General features: G+C 43.3%; 14 protein-coding genes. 10 read left to right on the plus strand and 4 right to left on the minus strand.

Features of this window, described 5'->3' with window-relative positions:
- Positions 1–43: 43 nt before the first annotated feature.
- The gene (locus A3K91_RS03160; RefSeq protein WP_084387239.1) at positions 44–1,633 is read right to left on the minus strand and encodes a YihY family inner membrane protein; all 1,590 of its coding nucleotides are present in this window, start codon (positions 1,631–1,633) and stop codon (positions 44–46) included.
- A gap of 326 nt (positions 1,634–1,959) precedes the next feature.
- Here A3K91_RS03160 and wrbA point away from each other — a divergent pair, with 326 nt between their 5' ends.
- Together wrbA and A3K91_RS03170 are read left to right on the plus strand one after the other, a co-directional pair.
- Positions 1,960–2,577 (plus strand): NAD(P)H:quinone oxidoreductase, encoded by a 618-nt coding sequence (gene wrbA, locus A3K91_RS03165; protein ID WP_062843968.1) that lies wholly within the window; start codon positions 1,960–1,962, stop codon positions 2,575–2,577.
- Between the two features lie 68 nt (positions 2,578–2,645).
- Positions 2,646–3,131, plus strand: a complete 486-nt coding sequence (locus A3K91_RS03170; RefSeq protein WP_062843969.1) for a hypothetical protein — start codon at positions 2,646–2,648, stop codon at positions 3,129–3,131.
- Between the two features lie 113 nt (positions 3,132–3,244).
- Here the strand turns inward: A3K91_RS03170 and A3K91_RS03175 are convergent, their stop codons facing one another.
- A complete protein-coding gene (locus A3K91_RS03175) occupies positions 3,245–4,009 on the minus strand; it encodes a DUF3108 domain-containing protein (protein WP_062843970.1) in 765 nt (254 codons plus the stop codon).
- A 589-nt stretch (positions 4,010–4,598) separates the two neighbouring features.
- On the opposite strand from A3K91_RS03175, the gene A3K91_RS03180 reads away from it, so the two are divergent.
- Both A3K91_RS03180 and groL read left to right on the plus strand, forming a co-directional pair.
- On the plus strand, positions 4,599–4,889 hold the full coding sequence (locus A3K91_RS03180; protein ID WP_010196840.1) for a co-chaperone GroES: 291 nt from the start codon (positions 4,599–4,601) through the stop codon (positions 4,887–4,889).
- A gap of 110 nt (positions 4,890–4,999) precedes the next feature.
- Complete coding sequence (gene groL / locus A3K91_RS03185; RefSeq protein ID WP_062843971.1) at positions 5,000–6,649, plus strand: chaperonin GroEL; 1,650 nt, start codon at positions 5,000–5,002, stop codon at positions 6,647–6,649.
- A gap of 307 nt (positions 6,650–6,956) precedes the next feature.
- On the opposite strand, the gene A3K91_RS03190 is transcribed toward groL, so the two are convergent.
- Complete coding sequence (locus A3K91_RS03190; protein WP_062843972.1) at positions 6,957–7,412, minus strand: Lrp/AsnC family transcriptional regulator; 456 nt, start codon at positions 7,410–7,412, stop codon at positions 6,957–6,959.
- A 147-nt stretch (positions 7,413–7,559) separates the two neighbouring features.
- Here A3K91_RS03190 and A3K91_RS03195 point away from each other — a divergent pair, with 147 nt between their 5' ends.
- Positions 7,560–8,477, plus strand: coding sequence for a DMT family transporter (locus tag A3K91_RS03195; protein ID WP_228139895.1), 918 nt, complete (start codon positions 7,560–7,562; stop codon positions 8,475–8,477).
- Between the two features lie 18 nt (positions 8,478–8,495).
- Positions 8,496–9,674 carry an aromatic amino acid transaminase gene (locus A3K91_RS03200; RefSeq protein WP_208855355.1) on the plus strand — a complete coding sequence of 393 codons (1,179 nt, stop codon included), beginning with the start codon at positions 8,496–8,498 and terminating at the stop codon, positions 9,672–9,674.
- Between the two features lie 166 nt (positions 9,675–9,840).
- Here the strand turns inward: A3K91_RS03200 and yaaA are convergent, their stop codons facing one another.
- Positions 9,841–10,653, minus strand: a complete 813-nt coding sequence (gene yaaA, locus A3K91_RS03205) for a peroxide stress protein YaaA (protein WP_062843973.1) — start codon at positions 10,651–10,653, stop codon at positions 9,841–9,843.
- Positions 10,654–11,114: 461 nt separating this feature from the next.
- Between yaaA and A3K91_RS03210 the strand changes: the two genes are divergently transcribed.
- The 4 genes from A3K91_RS03210 (at position 11,115) to A3K91_RS03225 (ending at position 14,799) form a co-directional block, all read left to right on the plus strand.
- A complete protein-coding gene (locus A3K91_RS03210; RefSeq protein WP_062843974.1) occupies positions 11,115–12,269 on the plus strand; it encodes an NAD(P) transhydrogenase subunit alpha in 1,155 nt (384 codons plus the stop codon).
- A 101-nt stretch (positions 12,270–12,370) separates the two neighbouring features.
- Positions 12,371–12,718 carry a proton-translocating transhydrogenase family protein gene (locus A3K91_RS03215; RefSeq protein ID WP_208855368.1) on the plus strand — a complete coding sequence of 116 codons (348 nt, stop codon included), beginning with the start codon at positions 12,371–12,373 and terminating at the stop codon, positions 12,716–12,718.
- A complete protein-coding gene (locus A3K91_RS03220) occupies positions 12,715–14,115 on the plus strand; it encodes an NAD(P)(+) transhydrogenase (Re/Si-specific) subunit beta (RefSeq protein ID WP_062843976.1) in 1,401 nt (466 codons plus the stop codon). The genes A3K91_RS03215 and A3K91_RS03220 overlap by 4 nt, the downstream gene beginning before the upstream one ends.
- A 135-nt stretch (positions 14,116–14,250) precedes the next feature.
- Positions 14,251–14,799, plus strand: coding sequence for an acyl-CoA thioesterase (locus A3K91_RS03225; RefSeq protein WP_062843977.1), 549 nt, complete (start codon positions 14,251–14,253; stop codon positions 14,797–14,799).
- Positions 14,800–14,845: the final 46 nt, after the last annotated feature.

Here is a 14,845-nt window from a genome sequence, read left to right on the forward strand (position 1 = left end):
CAGTCTGTTTTGAGCTTCATACTACATTGAGCTCTACGTCAGTTCAGGCTTTTTTATTTGGCTGATAAGGCTGGGGGTTATCCGCTTCAGTAATGATAGAACGTTTGTGAACATCGCGTCTGGTAGTATCTGTCTCAGAATGGTGTGTGTCATGAACCTCGTTGGCGTCCATAGGAATCAATATTTCATTATTATGCTCGTCATACTCGACATCGCTTTCTTTATCATAAGTCGCAGGATCAAAGTGTGGCGACTTTTCGAGATTTGAAGGGGACTTCGAGGCAGAACTGACTGGTGGTATCTTGTTATTGGTCTTTCTAAACAAATTATTTTTATGACCTTTGAGCGCGTTTTCTTCATCGGAGTCGGCTTTTTTACGCGGTTCACTGTCGGCAAAAATAGTACTCAGAGGCAGGTTTAATTGTTGTTTAGCATAAGATTCAGTATTCTCAAAACGCGCGACCAAAAGGCTTAGCCAAGGTTTTTGATCTTCTGTTGTCATCTCATCGAATTCATCTTTGATCGGCAAAGGGTAGGGTAACGTACGATAAAAATCCCACAATGTCATTTTGCTCAAGTCTCTTTTGAGCACATAATCATCATCTTCGGTCATGGTAATGAGATTACTGTCTTGTAGATAGTTGATATAGGTATACCATTTTGGCAGCTCCTTACGTCCCAATACATTACGCAGCGCCTGTTCGCTGACAGCCTCACCTTTTAGATGGTGCGTATATACCAAGTTGAGCATGTCAAGCAAACTGAGTAACGGGTGACGAGGATACACCTCTTCGGTCTCAAAGATCGTCAAGGTATAACTGATCTCAACACCCAATAAAATCAGGTTCCATGATAAAAAGATCCATAATAAAAAGATGGGTAGGGCAGCAAAAGCGCCATAAATCGCTTCATAACTGGTAAAGTTGGCCATTACAGTACCGAAAAGGTACTTCATCAACTCAAATACAATGGCCACAAATATACCTGCAATAGCGGCGTTTTTTGCAGGTACACGCGCTTTAGGAATGAACCAATACATTCCAATGAAGCCCGCCAACGTAATACCTATCGATACGGCTTGTACCCAAAAAGACCAATCGATACCATAACCTGCGATCTGTCGGTTTAGAAAACTTAAGCTCTGTACCGTACTTGAAGCAATAAAGGCTGTGCCTAACACTAAGGGCCCCATAGTCACGATGGTCCAATACCGCATCATGCTTTTGATACCGCCAGATCGATTTTCCACTCGCCATATTTGATTAAATGCGCGCTCGATGGTCGTTAGCGTCAAGATGGTCGTTAGAAATAAAATGAGGGCACCGATAATGGTCAGATTGGACGATTTTTCAGCGAAGCTATTGATATACTCGCTGACCTGCATGCTCGACCGTGGTAGCAAGTTGCTATAAATAACCTCATAGATTTGTGCTCTGACCGAGGATAGCGCAGGCACAGAAGATAAAATCATCAACAGTACCGTCAGTATAGGCACAATGGATAACATTGTAGTGTACGTCAGCGATGCCGCCTTTTGCTGGCAATTGTCCTCAAAAAAATGCCGCGTTAAAAATCGCAAGAATTGAAACCAGCGTTGATTCAAAAACGGGAGTTTTTTTGTTAAGTTTTCCATGTTGACCATTTAGCAAGCAATAAAGTGACAATAGTGTAACAAAGATACGCCATTATCTTCTGCCCTTTAATTGTGTCAAAATGCACAGTGGTGACTGCCATCGGCTCTTAAGCGCTACAATATAAAGCAGGGTGGTTTGCATGTCAGGGAAAGACTCGGGCATAATGTATGCCCAATTCTATGCTATAAACTGCTGGCTGTGCATTGATATATAGCCAGTCAATCATGGTCTGAATAGCAACCATAAAAATAAGCTCAAAAACTAAGCCTATGTAGACGATGGTTATCAATAATAACGTGAACGACTTTATGAGGAAGTGTTGCTAATGAGTCAGACTGCCCCTTATGTTTTGGTACTCTATTATTCTAGTTATGGTACAACTAAGACATTGGCCTATGCTATCGCTCAAGGTATTGAAGATGCTGGCATGCAGGCACGTATCCGTACGGTGCCAACAGTGGCACCTGAAACGACGGTAAGTAAGCCCGCGATACCAGACGAGGGTGATCTTTATTGTACGATGGATGATCTAAAAAATTGTAGTGGCCTTGCGCTTGGGAGCCCAACGCACTTTGGTAATATGGCTGCGCCTATGAAGTATTTTTGGGACAATACCGTCACCCTTTGGCTAGCAGGGAACTTACAAAATAAGCCAGCGTCCGTATTTACCGCCACAGGTTCGATGCATGGTGGTCAAGAGACGACGCTGCTGACAATGATGTTGCCGTTGCTGCATCATGGCATGATCATTCTTGGTGTGCCTTATGGAGAACCTGCTTTAAACCGTACTGATCGAGGTGGCACGCCATATGGTGCCAGTCATGTTAGTGGGGCTGCACATGATCAACCCATCACTGCCGATGAGCGTGAGCTGGCAATCGCTCAAGGTCACCGTTTGGCCATTAGTGCAACTGCTTTGGCACAAGCCAACTGGCGTCGTTAAGCCACCATTATATGGTGATATTAGAATAATGAAGCATTGCGTTATTAATTAGGAAATGAATACATCTAATGGTTACCAACCGCTCCGATAGCGAGACAAATATTACCCCGCCTGAAAAAAGAGTAGGCAAACCTGCTAAGGCTAAAAAACCTATTGCTCCCATTCGTCAGCGTTTGCTGATGACTTGGTTAGCTTGGCTGATTTATAGGCTCATTGGATTGCCTGTTTTTATTAGCGTCTTTAATCCGAGCAATCCTGACATTGTTGGTGGTGTCGCATGGCAAGCATTGTGGTTAGTGCCCGCCTTTATCTTGACGCCATGGATAGTACGAGGACGCTCGCCTTATGCATTGTTAATAGCCAGTATGTTTACCTTGGTGTACTTGGGTGCCAGTGGTGTGGTGTTATTTACACGTGCTTATGGTAGTAGTTGGGCTGAGATAGGCGTTTATTTAATCGACTTCTTATTATTATTGGGGATTAACATTTGGTTGTTTATTTTACTCAAACGTTTGCCCTCGATGAATAACGTGGTAAAACAGCCGCGTTCATAAGCGATCAATCCTCCCATACAAAAAAGCGGCGCTCTAATATAGAACGCCGCTTTTTTATTGCCTATCCTCTTGAGATTAAAAATCTCAAACCTTCAAAGGGATAGCTGCTTTTATTAATTGACTTTAGTTAATTCTAAGTCCATTTTTTTACCATCATTAATTTGGCTGACTTTTACGGGTAAGTAATCCAAACTTGGGGCTAGCCAAAAGCTGGTAGAGCGACTGTCATCTTCATGGATACGGTCAACACGTACCGTATCAAAGGTACCAGCTGGTACGGTAATTTTGGTATTACCAGACTTCTTAAAAGGGGTTTTTTCTATTTTGTCTTTTTTTGCCATGTAATAATTGCCAGAGAATTTACCATTCAGTAGGTCTTGGCGAATTTGCACTTCGAGGCTCAAGTCATCAAATGCTTGTTGTGCCATATTCATGGTCGTTGTTTTGCCCTTATAAGTGCTCGTAACTTTTTTGGCACTTGGGTTAAAGTTTAGCTTATGAGTACGACCAAGACCGAGCAGTTTATAGGTAGTTTGGGCTTGAGTTGGCACGACATTATTACCGTTAATGGTAAAAGTGCTGCTTTGTGCGGCACTTGCCACGCCTGCAACTCTGGCATTCACATTGTACTTCCACGTATTACCTGACTGGTTTAGTGTGCGAGTCGCGGTTCCTTTATATTTATCTTCTACGGTAAAACTATAATTGGCACTTGAAGGTTGTACGGTCTTTGCATTAGCGAGGGTGGGGGCAGTCATACTTAAAGCTCCGATAGCAGCAATACTGGTGCCTGTGGTCAAGGCAGTCAAAATCTTAGACTTGCTGCGCTGTTTGTCATTAGTGGTAAGAGATGCTTTGTTCATTGATAAAAATCTCATGAATGTTCCTTGATCGGTTTTTATAAGACATATTAGATTTTGATGGGAATTTTTTTAATAGCGTTGGGCTGTTTTAATAACGTTGGGCTGTTTTAATAACTTTGACACCTATAATGGCCATGTCTGGCTACCTTTTCAAGAGTAGCCAGACATATTGTCGTTTGGCTCTTGTAGCCAATGTTACCGCTAAAGCTGGAATCATTGGTTTCATAATAAGTGGCGCATTATCAACATAATGAAAATCGATACATAGAGTATCAGACAGATTCTACAGCTCGTTCACTGGTTTGTTTCATAGCGTTATCACCATTTTTATTTAAGGGATTTTCGACAAGTGGATTTTTGAATTTTGTGAAATGCGAAAAGCGAGACAATCTTTCGAAAGTACAAAAATCAAAGGTACAAAAAATCTTGTAAATTTTTGAGCTTTACACTTGAACCGCACTTGTCCTGCCCCCACTTTTTGAAACAAGCTCAAGGCTTATCTTTAGAATACTGTTTTATACAGAACTTCTGATAGATATTGGCATTGAGAGTATTTATTCAAATAAACCCTTAATTCAAATAACCAATTTTTGGAGTCATATCGATGAACATTCGTCCTTTACATGACCGTATTGTCGTCCGCCGCATAGAAGAAGAGACAAAAACTGCTGGTGGTATTTTACTTCCTGGTTCAGCCCAAGAAAAACCATCACAAGGTGAAGTGCTGGCAACAGGTAATGGTCAAATTCGTGACAATGGCGAAACGCGCGCATTAGATGTAAAAGCTGGCGACAAAGTGTTGTTCGGTCAATATGCTGGTCAAACAGTGAAAGTTGACGGTGAAGAATTATTGATTATGAAAGAATCTGACGTATTGGGCGTGTTAGAAGGCTAATGGTTTGACAGCATATTTTGGCTGACCATTTCTTAGCTAAAAATACTCATAACCATACGAACGAATCATTCAATTGTATTCTCATACTTATAATAATGGAGTAATTTACCATGGCAAAAGACGTAAAATTCGGCATTGATGCCCGTAAACAAATGATGGACGGCGTAAACGTCCTAGCAAACGCAGTACGTGTTACTCTAGGTCCTAAAGGCCGAAACGTGGTTATCGATAAATCATTTGGCGCACCAACCATCACTAAAGACGGTGTCTCGGTTGCCAAAGAAATCGAGCTTGAAAACAAATTCGAAAACATGGGCGCGCAGCTCGTTCGTGAAGTCGCTAGCCGTACAAATGATGTCGCTGGTGATGGTACGACCACTGCAACAGTATTGGCTCAGTCAATCTTGCAAGAAGGTATGAAGTCAGTCGCTGCTGGCATGAACCCAATGGATCTTAAGCGCGGTATCGACAAAGCCGTTCGCGCAGCCGTTAAAGAAATCCATAACTTATCAACCCCTGCTGATGACGAAAAAGCCATTGCGCAAGTAGGTTCTATCTCTGCTAACTCAGACACCAAAATCGGTGAGTTGATTTCGCAGGCGATGCAAAAAGTTGGTAAGCAAGGTGTTATTACGGTTGAAGAAGGTTCAAGCTTTGAAGATACCCTAGAAGTTGTCGAAGGTATGCAGTTTGACCGTGGTTATATCAGCCCGTACTTTGCAAACAAACAAGACAGCCTAACTGCTGAATTTGAAAACCCATATATCCTATTGGTTGACAAAAAAATCAGCAACATTCGTGAGATCGTGCCATTACTTGAACAAGTCATGCAGCAGAGCAAACCATTGCTTATCATTGCTGAAGACGTAGAAAACGAAGCGTTGGCAACCCTAGTTGTGAACAACATGCGTGGCGGTTTGAAAACTTGTGCTGTTAAAGCACCAGGTTTTGGCGATCGTCGTAAAGCCATGTTAGAAGACATCGCAACGCTAACTGGCGGCACTGTAATCTCTGAAGAGATTGGTCTAAGCTTAGAGACTGCAACGCTTGAGCAATTGGGTACAGCTAAAAAAGTAACCGTTGGTAAAGAGAACACTGTGATCGTTGATGGCGCTGGTAACAAAGCTGACATCGAAAACCGTGTTGAATCTATCAACCGTCAGATCGCAGAGTCTACTTCTGACTACGATAAAGAAAAGCTACAAGAGCGTGTTGCTAAGTTGGCAGGCGGCGTAGCAGTTATCAAAGTTGGTGCAGCCACTGAAACTGAAATGAAAGAGAAGAAAGACCGTGTTGACGATGCGCTACATGCCACTCGTGCAGCGGTTGAAGAAGGCGTTGTACCTGGCGGCGGTGTTGCATTGGTTCGTGCCATGAATGCATTGTCTGAACTAAAAGGCGACAACGATGACCAAGATGCTGGTATCAACATCCTACGTCGTGCCATGGAAGCCCCATTACGTCAAATCGTAACTAACGCTGGCGAAGAAGCATCAGTCGTAGTGAATGAAGTGAAAAATGGTACGGGTAACTATGGTTACAATGCGGCCTCTGGTGAATACGGCGATATGCTTGAGATGGGTATCCTTGATCCAGCAAAAGTATCTCGCTCAGCACTAGAGAACGCTGCCTCTGTTGCTGGTCTCATGCTAACCACTGAAGCCATGATTACTGACCTACCAGAGAAAGATGATGGTATGGCTGGCATGGGCGGTGCTGGTGGAATGGGCGGTATGGGTGGAATGGGCGGCATGATGTAATTTATGCCTCAACTGAATTTGTACGACGTTGTTAACCTCGTTCGATGTACTATAAGTACAATCTTTACTCGGTTGCCTAGTCGTACTGCTTCAGTCAACCCATAAAATACTTTTCACTATAAATATAACTACCATAGTAAAAGTGTTTTAATTACCAAAAGCCCTGCTATCGAAAGATAGCAGGGCTTTTTTGTGCTCGACAATAAAGTTATGTAATAGTTCAAATTAACCAGCTATTTGTACTTATCTTAATGGACTTAACATAAGTGAAGACCGTGCTCGACGTTGCTCATTAGTGTTAAAAGTCTCACACAAAAATAGGTAAAGTCGTCTTATTAATGACCTTTCTCACCGATAAATGAGTGTGTATGTCTTTTACGCTAGCAAGCTTATGTAGCTTACGTGTGAACCGCTCATAACCATCAAGGTTGGGGCTCACTACTTCTAATAAATAATCGTAAGAACCCGACACCACATGTCCATTAATCACCTCGTCCATATCGGATAGGGCTTTTTCAAAGGTTGCAATAGAGTCTTCTTGGTGGCTGTTGAGACTGACCTCCACAAAGAAACTCATGGCAATACCCGCTTTGGTTTTATTTACGTTCGCTTGATAGTTCTCTATATAACCTTCATCCTCCAAACGTTTTAGGCGCCGCGCACAAGGAGATGGCGACAGCCCTATACGTTCGGCCAGTTCCGCCGTAGATAAGCGCGCTTCTTTCTGAAGCACTTCCAAGATATGACGGTCGATTTTGTCCATAATTTACCTTTTAGTTTTTTAAGCCAATAATTTTGATTTAATTAGCATTATCCACCAAATATTTGCAAAATTGCAATAAATAAATAGAGATAAAAGCGCGTATTTTAATCGATAATTGGTCTTTGCATACCAGTATAAGACACGACTATGAATACAATATTCCACCCCTCATCACGCAAAAATCCTTTGTTTATAATGTCGCCACTAACCAAAGGCTATGTGGCTATGAGCGTTGTATTGTTGATTTGGTCAGGATTTGCGTTGACTGTGCGAGCGGTTGGGGAGTCGTCGCTAAGCATTGCGGATGTCATGCTAATTCGCTTTAGTGTACCGCTGGTTTTGTTGACCCCTTGGGTACTCTCTAGTTGGCATGAAATCAAAAATATAAGACTGTCAGACATCATGTTTATTTTATTTGGTGGTGTGCCTTTTCTTCTGTTGGCGGCTTTTGGTGCAAGTACGGTGCCAGCAGCTTACATGGGTACTATTTTGACAGGGACACCAGTCTTCTTTGCCGCATTATTGTCTTTTATTCTTTATCGTCAGCGAATATCATTAAGAAAATTTGCCGCATTAATGCTTATTCTCTTTGGTATCGCTACGATGATTGGCGGGCATGCACAGGCAATACCGAATAGTCTTCTGTACGGTGTAGGATTGCTATTGATGGCAAGCCTGATTTGGGCGGGTTACACTTTAGGGTTAAAAAGTACCAAGTTAAATCCAATAGCTATCGCTATCGTGCTTTCTTATACCTCGTTTTTTCTAACATTAGTGATGGTTCTGTCTGGTATTGTGGAGACGAATATAGGTTCTGTATCTTTTGATGAAGCGCTTCCATTTATCCTAATACAAGGACTTGGCGTAGGGGTGGTATCAACCATTGCGTTTTCTTATGCTGTCAAACAGTTGGGCTCCATTCGTACCTTATTACTGGGCTCTTTATCCCCAGGATTAACCGCTATACTGGCTACGCTGATACTCAATGAGGCTCTATCAGTCATCATGATATGCGGCATCGTACTCAGTACCATTGGTGTCATTTTGTCCAATCGAGCGAAATAAATTAATTAAGGAAGTATCATGATGTTAAATAATATGCCTGTTATCAATGGTGATCCACTATGGGCACTGTTAGGTAGGTTTCGCGCTGACCAGCGTAAACATAAAATAGATCTATTGGTTGGTGTCTATCGAGACGAGCATGGCAATACGCCTGTAATGAAAACCGTGCAAGACGCAGAAATACATCTTGCTCATGAAGCTCATTCAAAGGCTTACGGCATGCTATCGGGTAACGCTAATTTTAATCAACAAATGGCAAAATTTGTATTAGGTGACCGTCCAAGTCTAAACAACCAATGCACGATTCAGACGGTTGGGGCATCAGGTGCATTACGACTCATTGCTGACTTAATCGCCATACTCTCTCCAGATTCAACCGTTTGGATCAGTGACCCTGGCTATATCAATCATCGTCCGCTGATGGAAGGTGCTGGGTTAACGGTTAATACATATCCATGGCAAAATAAAAATGGACAATTAGATATTGATGCGTGTTTTGCCGCGCTAGAAAAAGCAAAAGCAGGAGACGTGTTGTTATTACATGCGTGTTGCCACAATCCTACCGGCATAGACCCTTCTTTAGAGCAGTGGCAACGGTTTTCTGATAAATGTAAACAGAAAAATATTGTGCCATTTATTGATATGGCGTATCAAGGTTTTGGAGATGATCCCGATACCGATGCTGCAGGGCTTCGTCTAATCATTAAAGACTCTGACTTTGCATTTATCGCCGCCAGCTGTTCAAAAAATATGGGTCTATACAATGAGCGTACTGGTATTGCCACGGTGATGACGACGAACCATGAGCGTCACGCAGATATACAGACACTCTTAGAAACCATCACACGCGCCAACTACTCCATGCCGCCCAATCACGGTGCTGCAGTTGCTTCTTATTTGCTAGACAAACCAGACGCTTGGCTAGTCGAGCTGGCAAGCTACCGTGGTAGGGTGGATACTATTCGCCAAGCGTTAGGCAAAGCCTTAAAAGATAGGGATGCACCCGCAGAGTTTTTGGACATCTCGCATCAAAAAGGTATGTTTTCTCTATTACCGCTAACAGAAAATCAAATGCTCATATTGCAAGATGAGTTCGCGATTTATGGCATGCCAAATGGCAGAATCAATATTGCAGGTTTGAAAATGACGGAAATTCCCCAACTGACTGACGCTATCATGTCGATTATTTCACGTTAAAGAATCATCTTTATAGTTCAAGGCAATGGTTTTAGCTATCAATCGCAATCGCAATCGCAAAAAGGACTGTTGTGACCCGTTAAATTAAAGGAGATGTAATACAGTCGCTAGAAGCCCTGAGTGCCATGCTTCTAGCGACTGTAGTAAATATGGTTTTTATATCAAGTTACTGATCCGCCGCATCTCTTCTAAACACCCACGTCTTATTATCAGACGCTTCTGCACAGTAATAATAACCCGCCAAATCAAAATCTTTTAACTGCTCCGCATTGCTCAGCTTATTATCTGCAGCATATTTCACCATAAGACCGCGTGCCTTTTTGGCATAAAAACTAATCACTTTATACGTGCCATTTTTTTCGTCTTCGAACCGTGGCGTGATGATATTAGCATCAATGGCTTTTTTCTTTACTGCTTTAAAGTACTCATTAGAAGCCAGATTGATCAGGGTCTTATCTTCGCTATCTGCCATACGAGCATTGATAACGTCAGTCACTTCCTCGCCCCAAAAGTCATAAAGATTATCACCGCGCTCGTTTTTTAGCTTGGTACCCATTTCTAAGCGGTAAGGCTGGATCAAATCTAACGGCTTCAACACCCCATAAAGCCCTGACAAAATCCCCAAATGCTCATTGACGTAAATAGCGGTCTCTTTATCCATATGGTACATATCAAGGCCCGTATAAACGTCGCCATCGAATAAATAACCCGCTGGCTTTGCTATATTACCCGTTGCGTCATCGGTAAATGGTTGCTCTTTACTCCAGCGCCACTGTTGATTGCGCTCGGCATTAAGCTGAGCTAAATCATCAGAGATACTCATAAGTGATTGCAAATCCATCGGTTCTTTTGACTTTAATATTTTCATCAAATCCTGCGAATGTTCAATCAGCTTTGGCTGACTGTAATAGTTACCCAGACTTAGCGGTATCGCATTTGTTTCATTCAAAGATTTGGCAGGGGAGAGCAAAAAATACATCGTTATTCCTTATTAAAGTGAATCAATAACTGACTGATCAAAGTATTAGGTTTTCTTATTATACGACACTCAGAGAGTCAACTGTATTTGTGAGCAGTCGTTTTAGGTGTTCCTCAATCTTCATAAATGCGTAAAACATTACCATCAAGTGGTGAGCCTATCTGCAATGAAGCACAGCGTCTAGTAGAAAGATAAAATTTTTAATATAACAATAAAAGTTATGTCTATGGTGTAAATACTTAACTTTTTATTTACTTGTAAGTCATCATTTGACAATGAAAGTTGACAAATAATGTCTCTATAATAAAAAGGCATGATGGGAAACTGTCTATCATTTATTAAATTGATAAGCTTTGGTCATACGTAGTGTCCGTTCTGACCAAAGCTTTTTTGTCCCTGTGCTTTTTAAATGTGCGTTGAGGATATTGGGGTCAATCATTGGACTTGAGTAAGGAGACGATATGAAAATTGGTGTAATCAGTGCAGATAATGCGAGTGAGAGTCGGGTTGCGCTAACCCCAGACGCGGTTAAAAAGTTGCGCAAACTTGGGTTCGACGTGGTCGTGCAGTCAGGAGCAGGAGAAGCGGCATATTACGCGGATGAGTTGTATCAGGCCGCAGGTGCCAATATTGCCATGAGTAGTACTGAGGTCGTCACACAGTCGCAAATTATTACCACAGTCCATGACTTGCCAGCAGCGACAACGGACAGCCTAACCTCTGGTCAAGTAATCGTTGGTATGCTCGACCCTTATCGTAATACTCGGCTCGACACTTATGCTGCTAAAGGGGCAACCGCATTTGCGATGGAGCTATTACCTCGCACCCTGTCACGCGCACAAAACATGGATGTCTTGTCATCACAGGCCAACCTTGCTGGTTATAAAGCGGTATTGCTAGCAGCCAATGAATACTCACGTCCATTTCCGATGTTTATGACGTCAGCAGGGACGGTCAAGCCAGCCAAAGTGGTCATCTTGGGTGTCGGTGTTGCCGGTCTACAAGCGATTGCGACGGCAAAGCGTCTAGGTGCTGTAGTAGAGGCCAGTGATCTGCGTCCTGCGGCAAAAGAGCAAGTCGAGTCACTTGGGGGTAAATGGCTGGATGTACCGATGAGTGCAGATGAAGCACAAAAAGCAAAAGCAACGGGCGGTTATGCATGGACGCCCTCAGAGCAATACATCAAAGACCAAGCTGCCGTGGTAGACAAAGCCTTGACCAACGCTGACATCGTGATTACAACGGCACAAATCCCCGGTCGACAAGCACCGCGCTTGGTGCACGGAGCCACGATTGCCAAGATGAAAGCAGGCTCGGTATTGATCGACATGGCAGCAGGGACGGGCGGCAATGTAGAGGGCAGTCTCCCTGATCAAACCATTACTACCGATAACGGTGTACGTATCGTTGGTGCAGCCAATATTCCCTCAATGCTTGCGGCGCAGTCCTCAGATTTATACGCCAACAATCTTGTTAACTTTATTACGACTTTGCTTGCGCCCAGTACGGATGAGGCTTCAGTGGATAAACTGGCACTCAACTTAGATATGGCAGATGAGATTCAAGGAGCCTTGGCCGTGACGCACGAAGGTCAGTTACGTCTTGCCAAGCGCTAAACTTGGATGGTTTGCCACCACCCATTTGCCAGACACGAATCAATTTTTAGGAGGATAAGATGATTGCCACTGTTTTAGCTGCCGCACCAGTCGGTGCAGCCATGAGTAGCACACCCTTTGTCGCGATTTTTACGGTATTTGTACTTGCGGTTTTTGTCGGATATTACGTGGTTTGGGGCGTAACACCTGCCTTGCACACGCCATTGATGGCGGTAACCAATGCTCTATCAAGTATCGTCATCGTGGGCGCGATGCTACAGACAGTTACCATTGATGGCTCGATGTTTACGCCAACCAGCTTACTTGGTGCCTTTGCGGTATTTTTAGCCAGTATCAATATCTTTGGCGGTTTTGCTGTGACTGAGCGTATGCTGGCGATGTTCAAACCCAAAGCAAAAAAAGCACCTGTTCTTGAAAATAATGCAAAAGAAACTGGAGGCGACGCATGAATGATTTATCAATGCTGATCGCAGCAAATGCGGATTGGTTCTACTTGGTTGGCGCGATCCTTTTTGTCTTAACTTTACGTGGCTTATCTAGTCCAAAGACTGCCATTCGTGGTAACCGTTTTGGTATGGCAGCGATGGCGATTGCCGTTGTGACGACGTTCTTTTTGGCAGAAGGCCCTGTCCTTTGGTTAATCATCGGAGCGATGATTTTAGGTGCGCTTGTCGGTATGTGGAAGGCAAAAACAGTCGCTATGACCCAAATGCCAGAAACGGTTGCGTTGATGCATTCATTTGTTGGTTTGGCTGCGGTTGCGATTGCATTGGCGACGGTCTTGCACACTGAGCAGCAACATGGTGCAGTGGCTCGGGTAGAGTTATTTATCGGCTGCTTTATCGGTGCGATTACTTTTTCAGCCTCGGTCTTTGCCTTTGGTAAACTGGCAGCAAAAAGCTGGGCGAAAACCTTGGTCGGCAGCTGGGTAAAACCCGTTCAAGCGCTGTTATTCATTGCGATGATTGGTTTTGGTGGCGTGTATTTTGTCACAGATTCATTGCCTGCGTTTTATGCCATGGCAGTGATTGCCGTCATATTCGGTTGGATGTGGATTGCGCCTATCGGTGGCGGTGACATGCCAGTAGTCGTCTCTCTATTGAACTCGTTCTCAGGTTGGGCGGCGGCTGGGATTGGTTTTACCCTTGGCAACTCAATGCTGATTATTGCAGGCTCGCTCGTTGGCTCGTCAGGGGCAATCTTGTCTTATATCATGTGTAAAGCCATGAACCGCTCATTATTGAATGTCTTGTTTGGCGGTATGGGAACCTCAGCCGTCACGGCAGGTGGCGATGAGGGCGTACCCAAAAACTACAAAGCGGGCTCAGCAGAAGATGCCGGCTTCTTAATGGCCAATGCCAGCAATGTGGTCATCGTACCGGGTTATGGTATGGCACAAGGCCGCGCACAAAATGCGGTCAAAGAGCTGTACGAGTTATTAAAAGAAGAAGGCGTGAATGTGCGCTTTGCGATTCACCCAGTCGCTGGTCGTATGCCAGGTCATATGAACGTGCTATTGGCGGAAGCAGATGTACCCTATGATGATATTTTAGAGATGGATGAAATCAATTCAGATTTTGCCAGTACCGATGTGGTCTTGGTCATCGGTGCAAACGATGTCGTCAATCCTTCTGCCAAAGACGATCCAACGTCACCCATCTTTGGTATGCCAATTCTAGAAGTCAGCAAAGCTCAAACTGTTATGGTCATTAAACGCTCAATGAGTACAGGCTACGCAGGCTTAGACAACAGCTTATTCTATATGGATAAAACCATGATGATCTTCGGTGATGCCAAAAAGATGGTAGAAGAGATGGTGCGTAGTGTCAATGGCGGCGGTCACTAACGCTTAGCGCATGTTCTTAAATAGAAAAAGTCACTGTGGTGGCTTTTTTTGCGTTAAAGTGTGCGACGTTTACGCTCCCATTGCTTTATATAGGCGAACACCCAGTCCAAATACAATGTAATAAGAGATTTATTTATGAATATGCTACTGCGTTTTTTTATTATGATCAGTTTGCTCAAGCAACAGTTAAAGCAGCAATCAGCGAGTGAGACGCTCAGTCTAGAGACCTTGATTGCACCGACGAGTCGCCATTATCGAGTTTTACCACATGACATGGGCTTTCGTGATCATCTGCCCAATTATCGTTATCTGTCTTTTATTGAATTAAACGTCACTCGCTGGCTGATGGCATGCTGTCATCAAAAAGGTATTCAATCTTTAGGTTGGGTAATTGCTATGCAAGAGATGGTCTATCTAAAAGAAATCAAATTTTTGAGTAAGATGACAGTCAATAGCGTACTGGCTGGCTGGGATCACAAATACATCTATTTTGAACATCGCTTCTTTGTAAAAAACCAACTCATGAGCGTTGGTATGACTAAATTTGTCTTGAAGGATAAAAAAGGAAAGCTGCAAACGCCAGAAGTGCTAGACATGCAGGGAGAGCAACTTACAGATGTCATCAGCACATGGAATACACATCAAGTAGCTATAAAATCATCCAAATCAAAGGTGAGTGTATAAATAACGCACCTATAATCATCGGGCAAATTTTGGTAGGATAGAGCCT

The organism is Psychrobacter alimentarius (assembly GCF_001606025.1).
GTDB classification, from domain to species: domain Bacteria; phylum Pseudomonadota; class Gammaproteobacteria; order Pseudomonadales; family Moraxellaceae; genus Psychrobacter; species Psychrobacter alimentarius.

Coding starts and splice junctions, on each gene's coding strand:
- A3K91_RS03215 (WP_208855368.1), top strand. CDS start 12,371: ATGAGTAGCACACCCTTTGTCGCGATTTTTACGGTATTTGTACTTGCG.
- A3K91_RS03195 (WP_228139895.1), top strand. CDS start 7,560: ATGAATACAATATTCCACCCCTCATCACGCAAAAATCCTTTGTTTATA.
- A3K91_RS03170 (WP_062843969.1), top strand. CDS start 2,646: ATGGTTACCAACCGCTCCGATAGCGAGACAAATATTACCCCGCCTGAA.
- A3K91_RS03200 (WP_208855355.1), top strand. CDS start 8,496: ATGATGTTAAATAATATGCCTGTTATCAATGGTGATCCACTATGGGCA.
- wrbA (WP_062843968.1), top strand. CDS start 1,960: ATGAGTCAGACTGCCCCTTATGTTTTGGTACTCTATTATTCTAGTTAT.
- A3K91_RS03225 (WP_062843977.1), top strand. CDS start 14,251: ATGAATATGCTACTGCGTTTTTTTATTATGATCAGTTTGCTCAAGCAA.
- A3K91_RS03180 (WP_010196840.1), top strand. CDS start 4,599: ATGAACATTCGTCCTTTACATGACCGTATTGTCGTCCGCCGCATAGAA.
- A3K91_RS03210 (WP_062843974.1), top strand. CDS start 11,115: ATGAAAATTGGTGTAATCAGTGCAGATAATGCGAGTGAGAGTCGGGTT.
- A3K91_RS03175 (WP_062843970.1), bottom strand. CDS start 4,009: ATGAGATTTTTATCAATGAACAAAGCATCTCTTACCACTAATGACAAA.
- groL (WP_062843971.1), top strand. CDS start 5,000: ATGGCAAAAGACGTAAAATTCGGCATTGATGCCCGTAAACAAATGATG.
- yaaA (WP_062843973.1), bottom strand. CDS start 10,653: ATGTATTTTTTGCTCTCCCCTGCCAAATCTTTGAATGAAACAAATGCG.
- A3K91_RS03190 (WP_062843972.1), bottom strand. CDS start 7,412: ATGGACAAAATCGACCGTCATATCTTGGAAGTGCTTCAGAAAGAAGCG.
- A3K91_RS03160 (WP_084387239.1), bottom strand. CDS start 1,633: ATGGAAAACTTAACAAAAAAACTCCCGTTTTTGAATCAACGCTGGTTT.
- A3K91_RS03220 (WP_062843976.1), top strand. CDS start 12,715: ATGAATGATTTATCAATGCTGATCGCAGCAAATGCGGATTGGTTCTAC.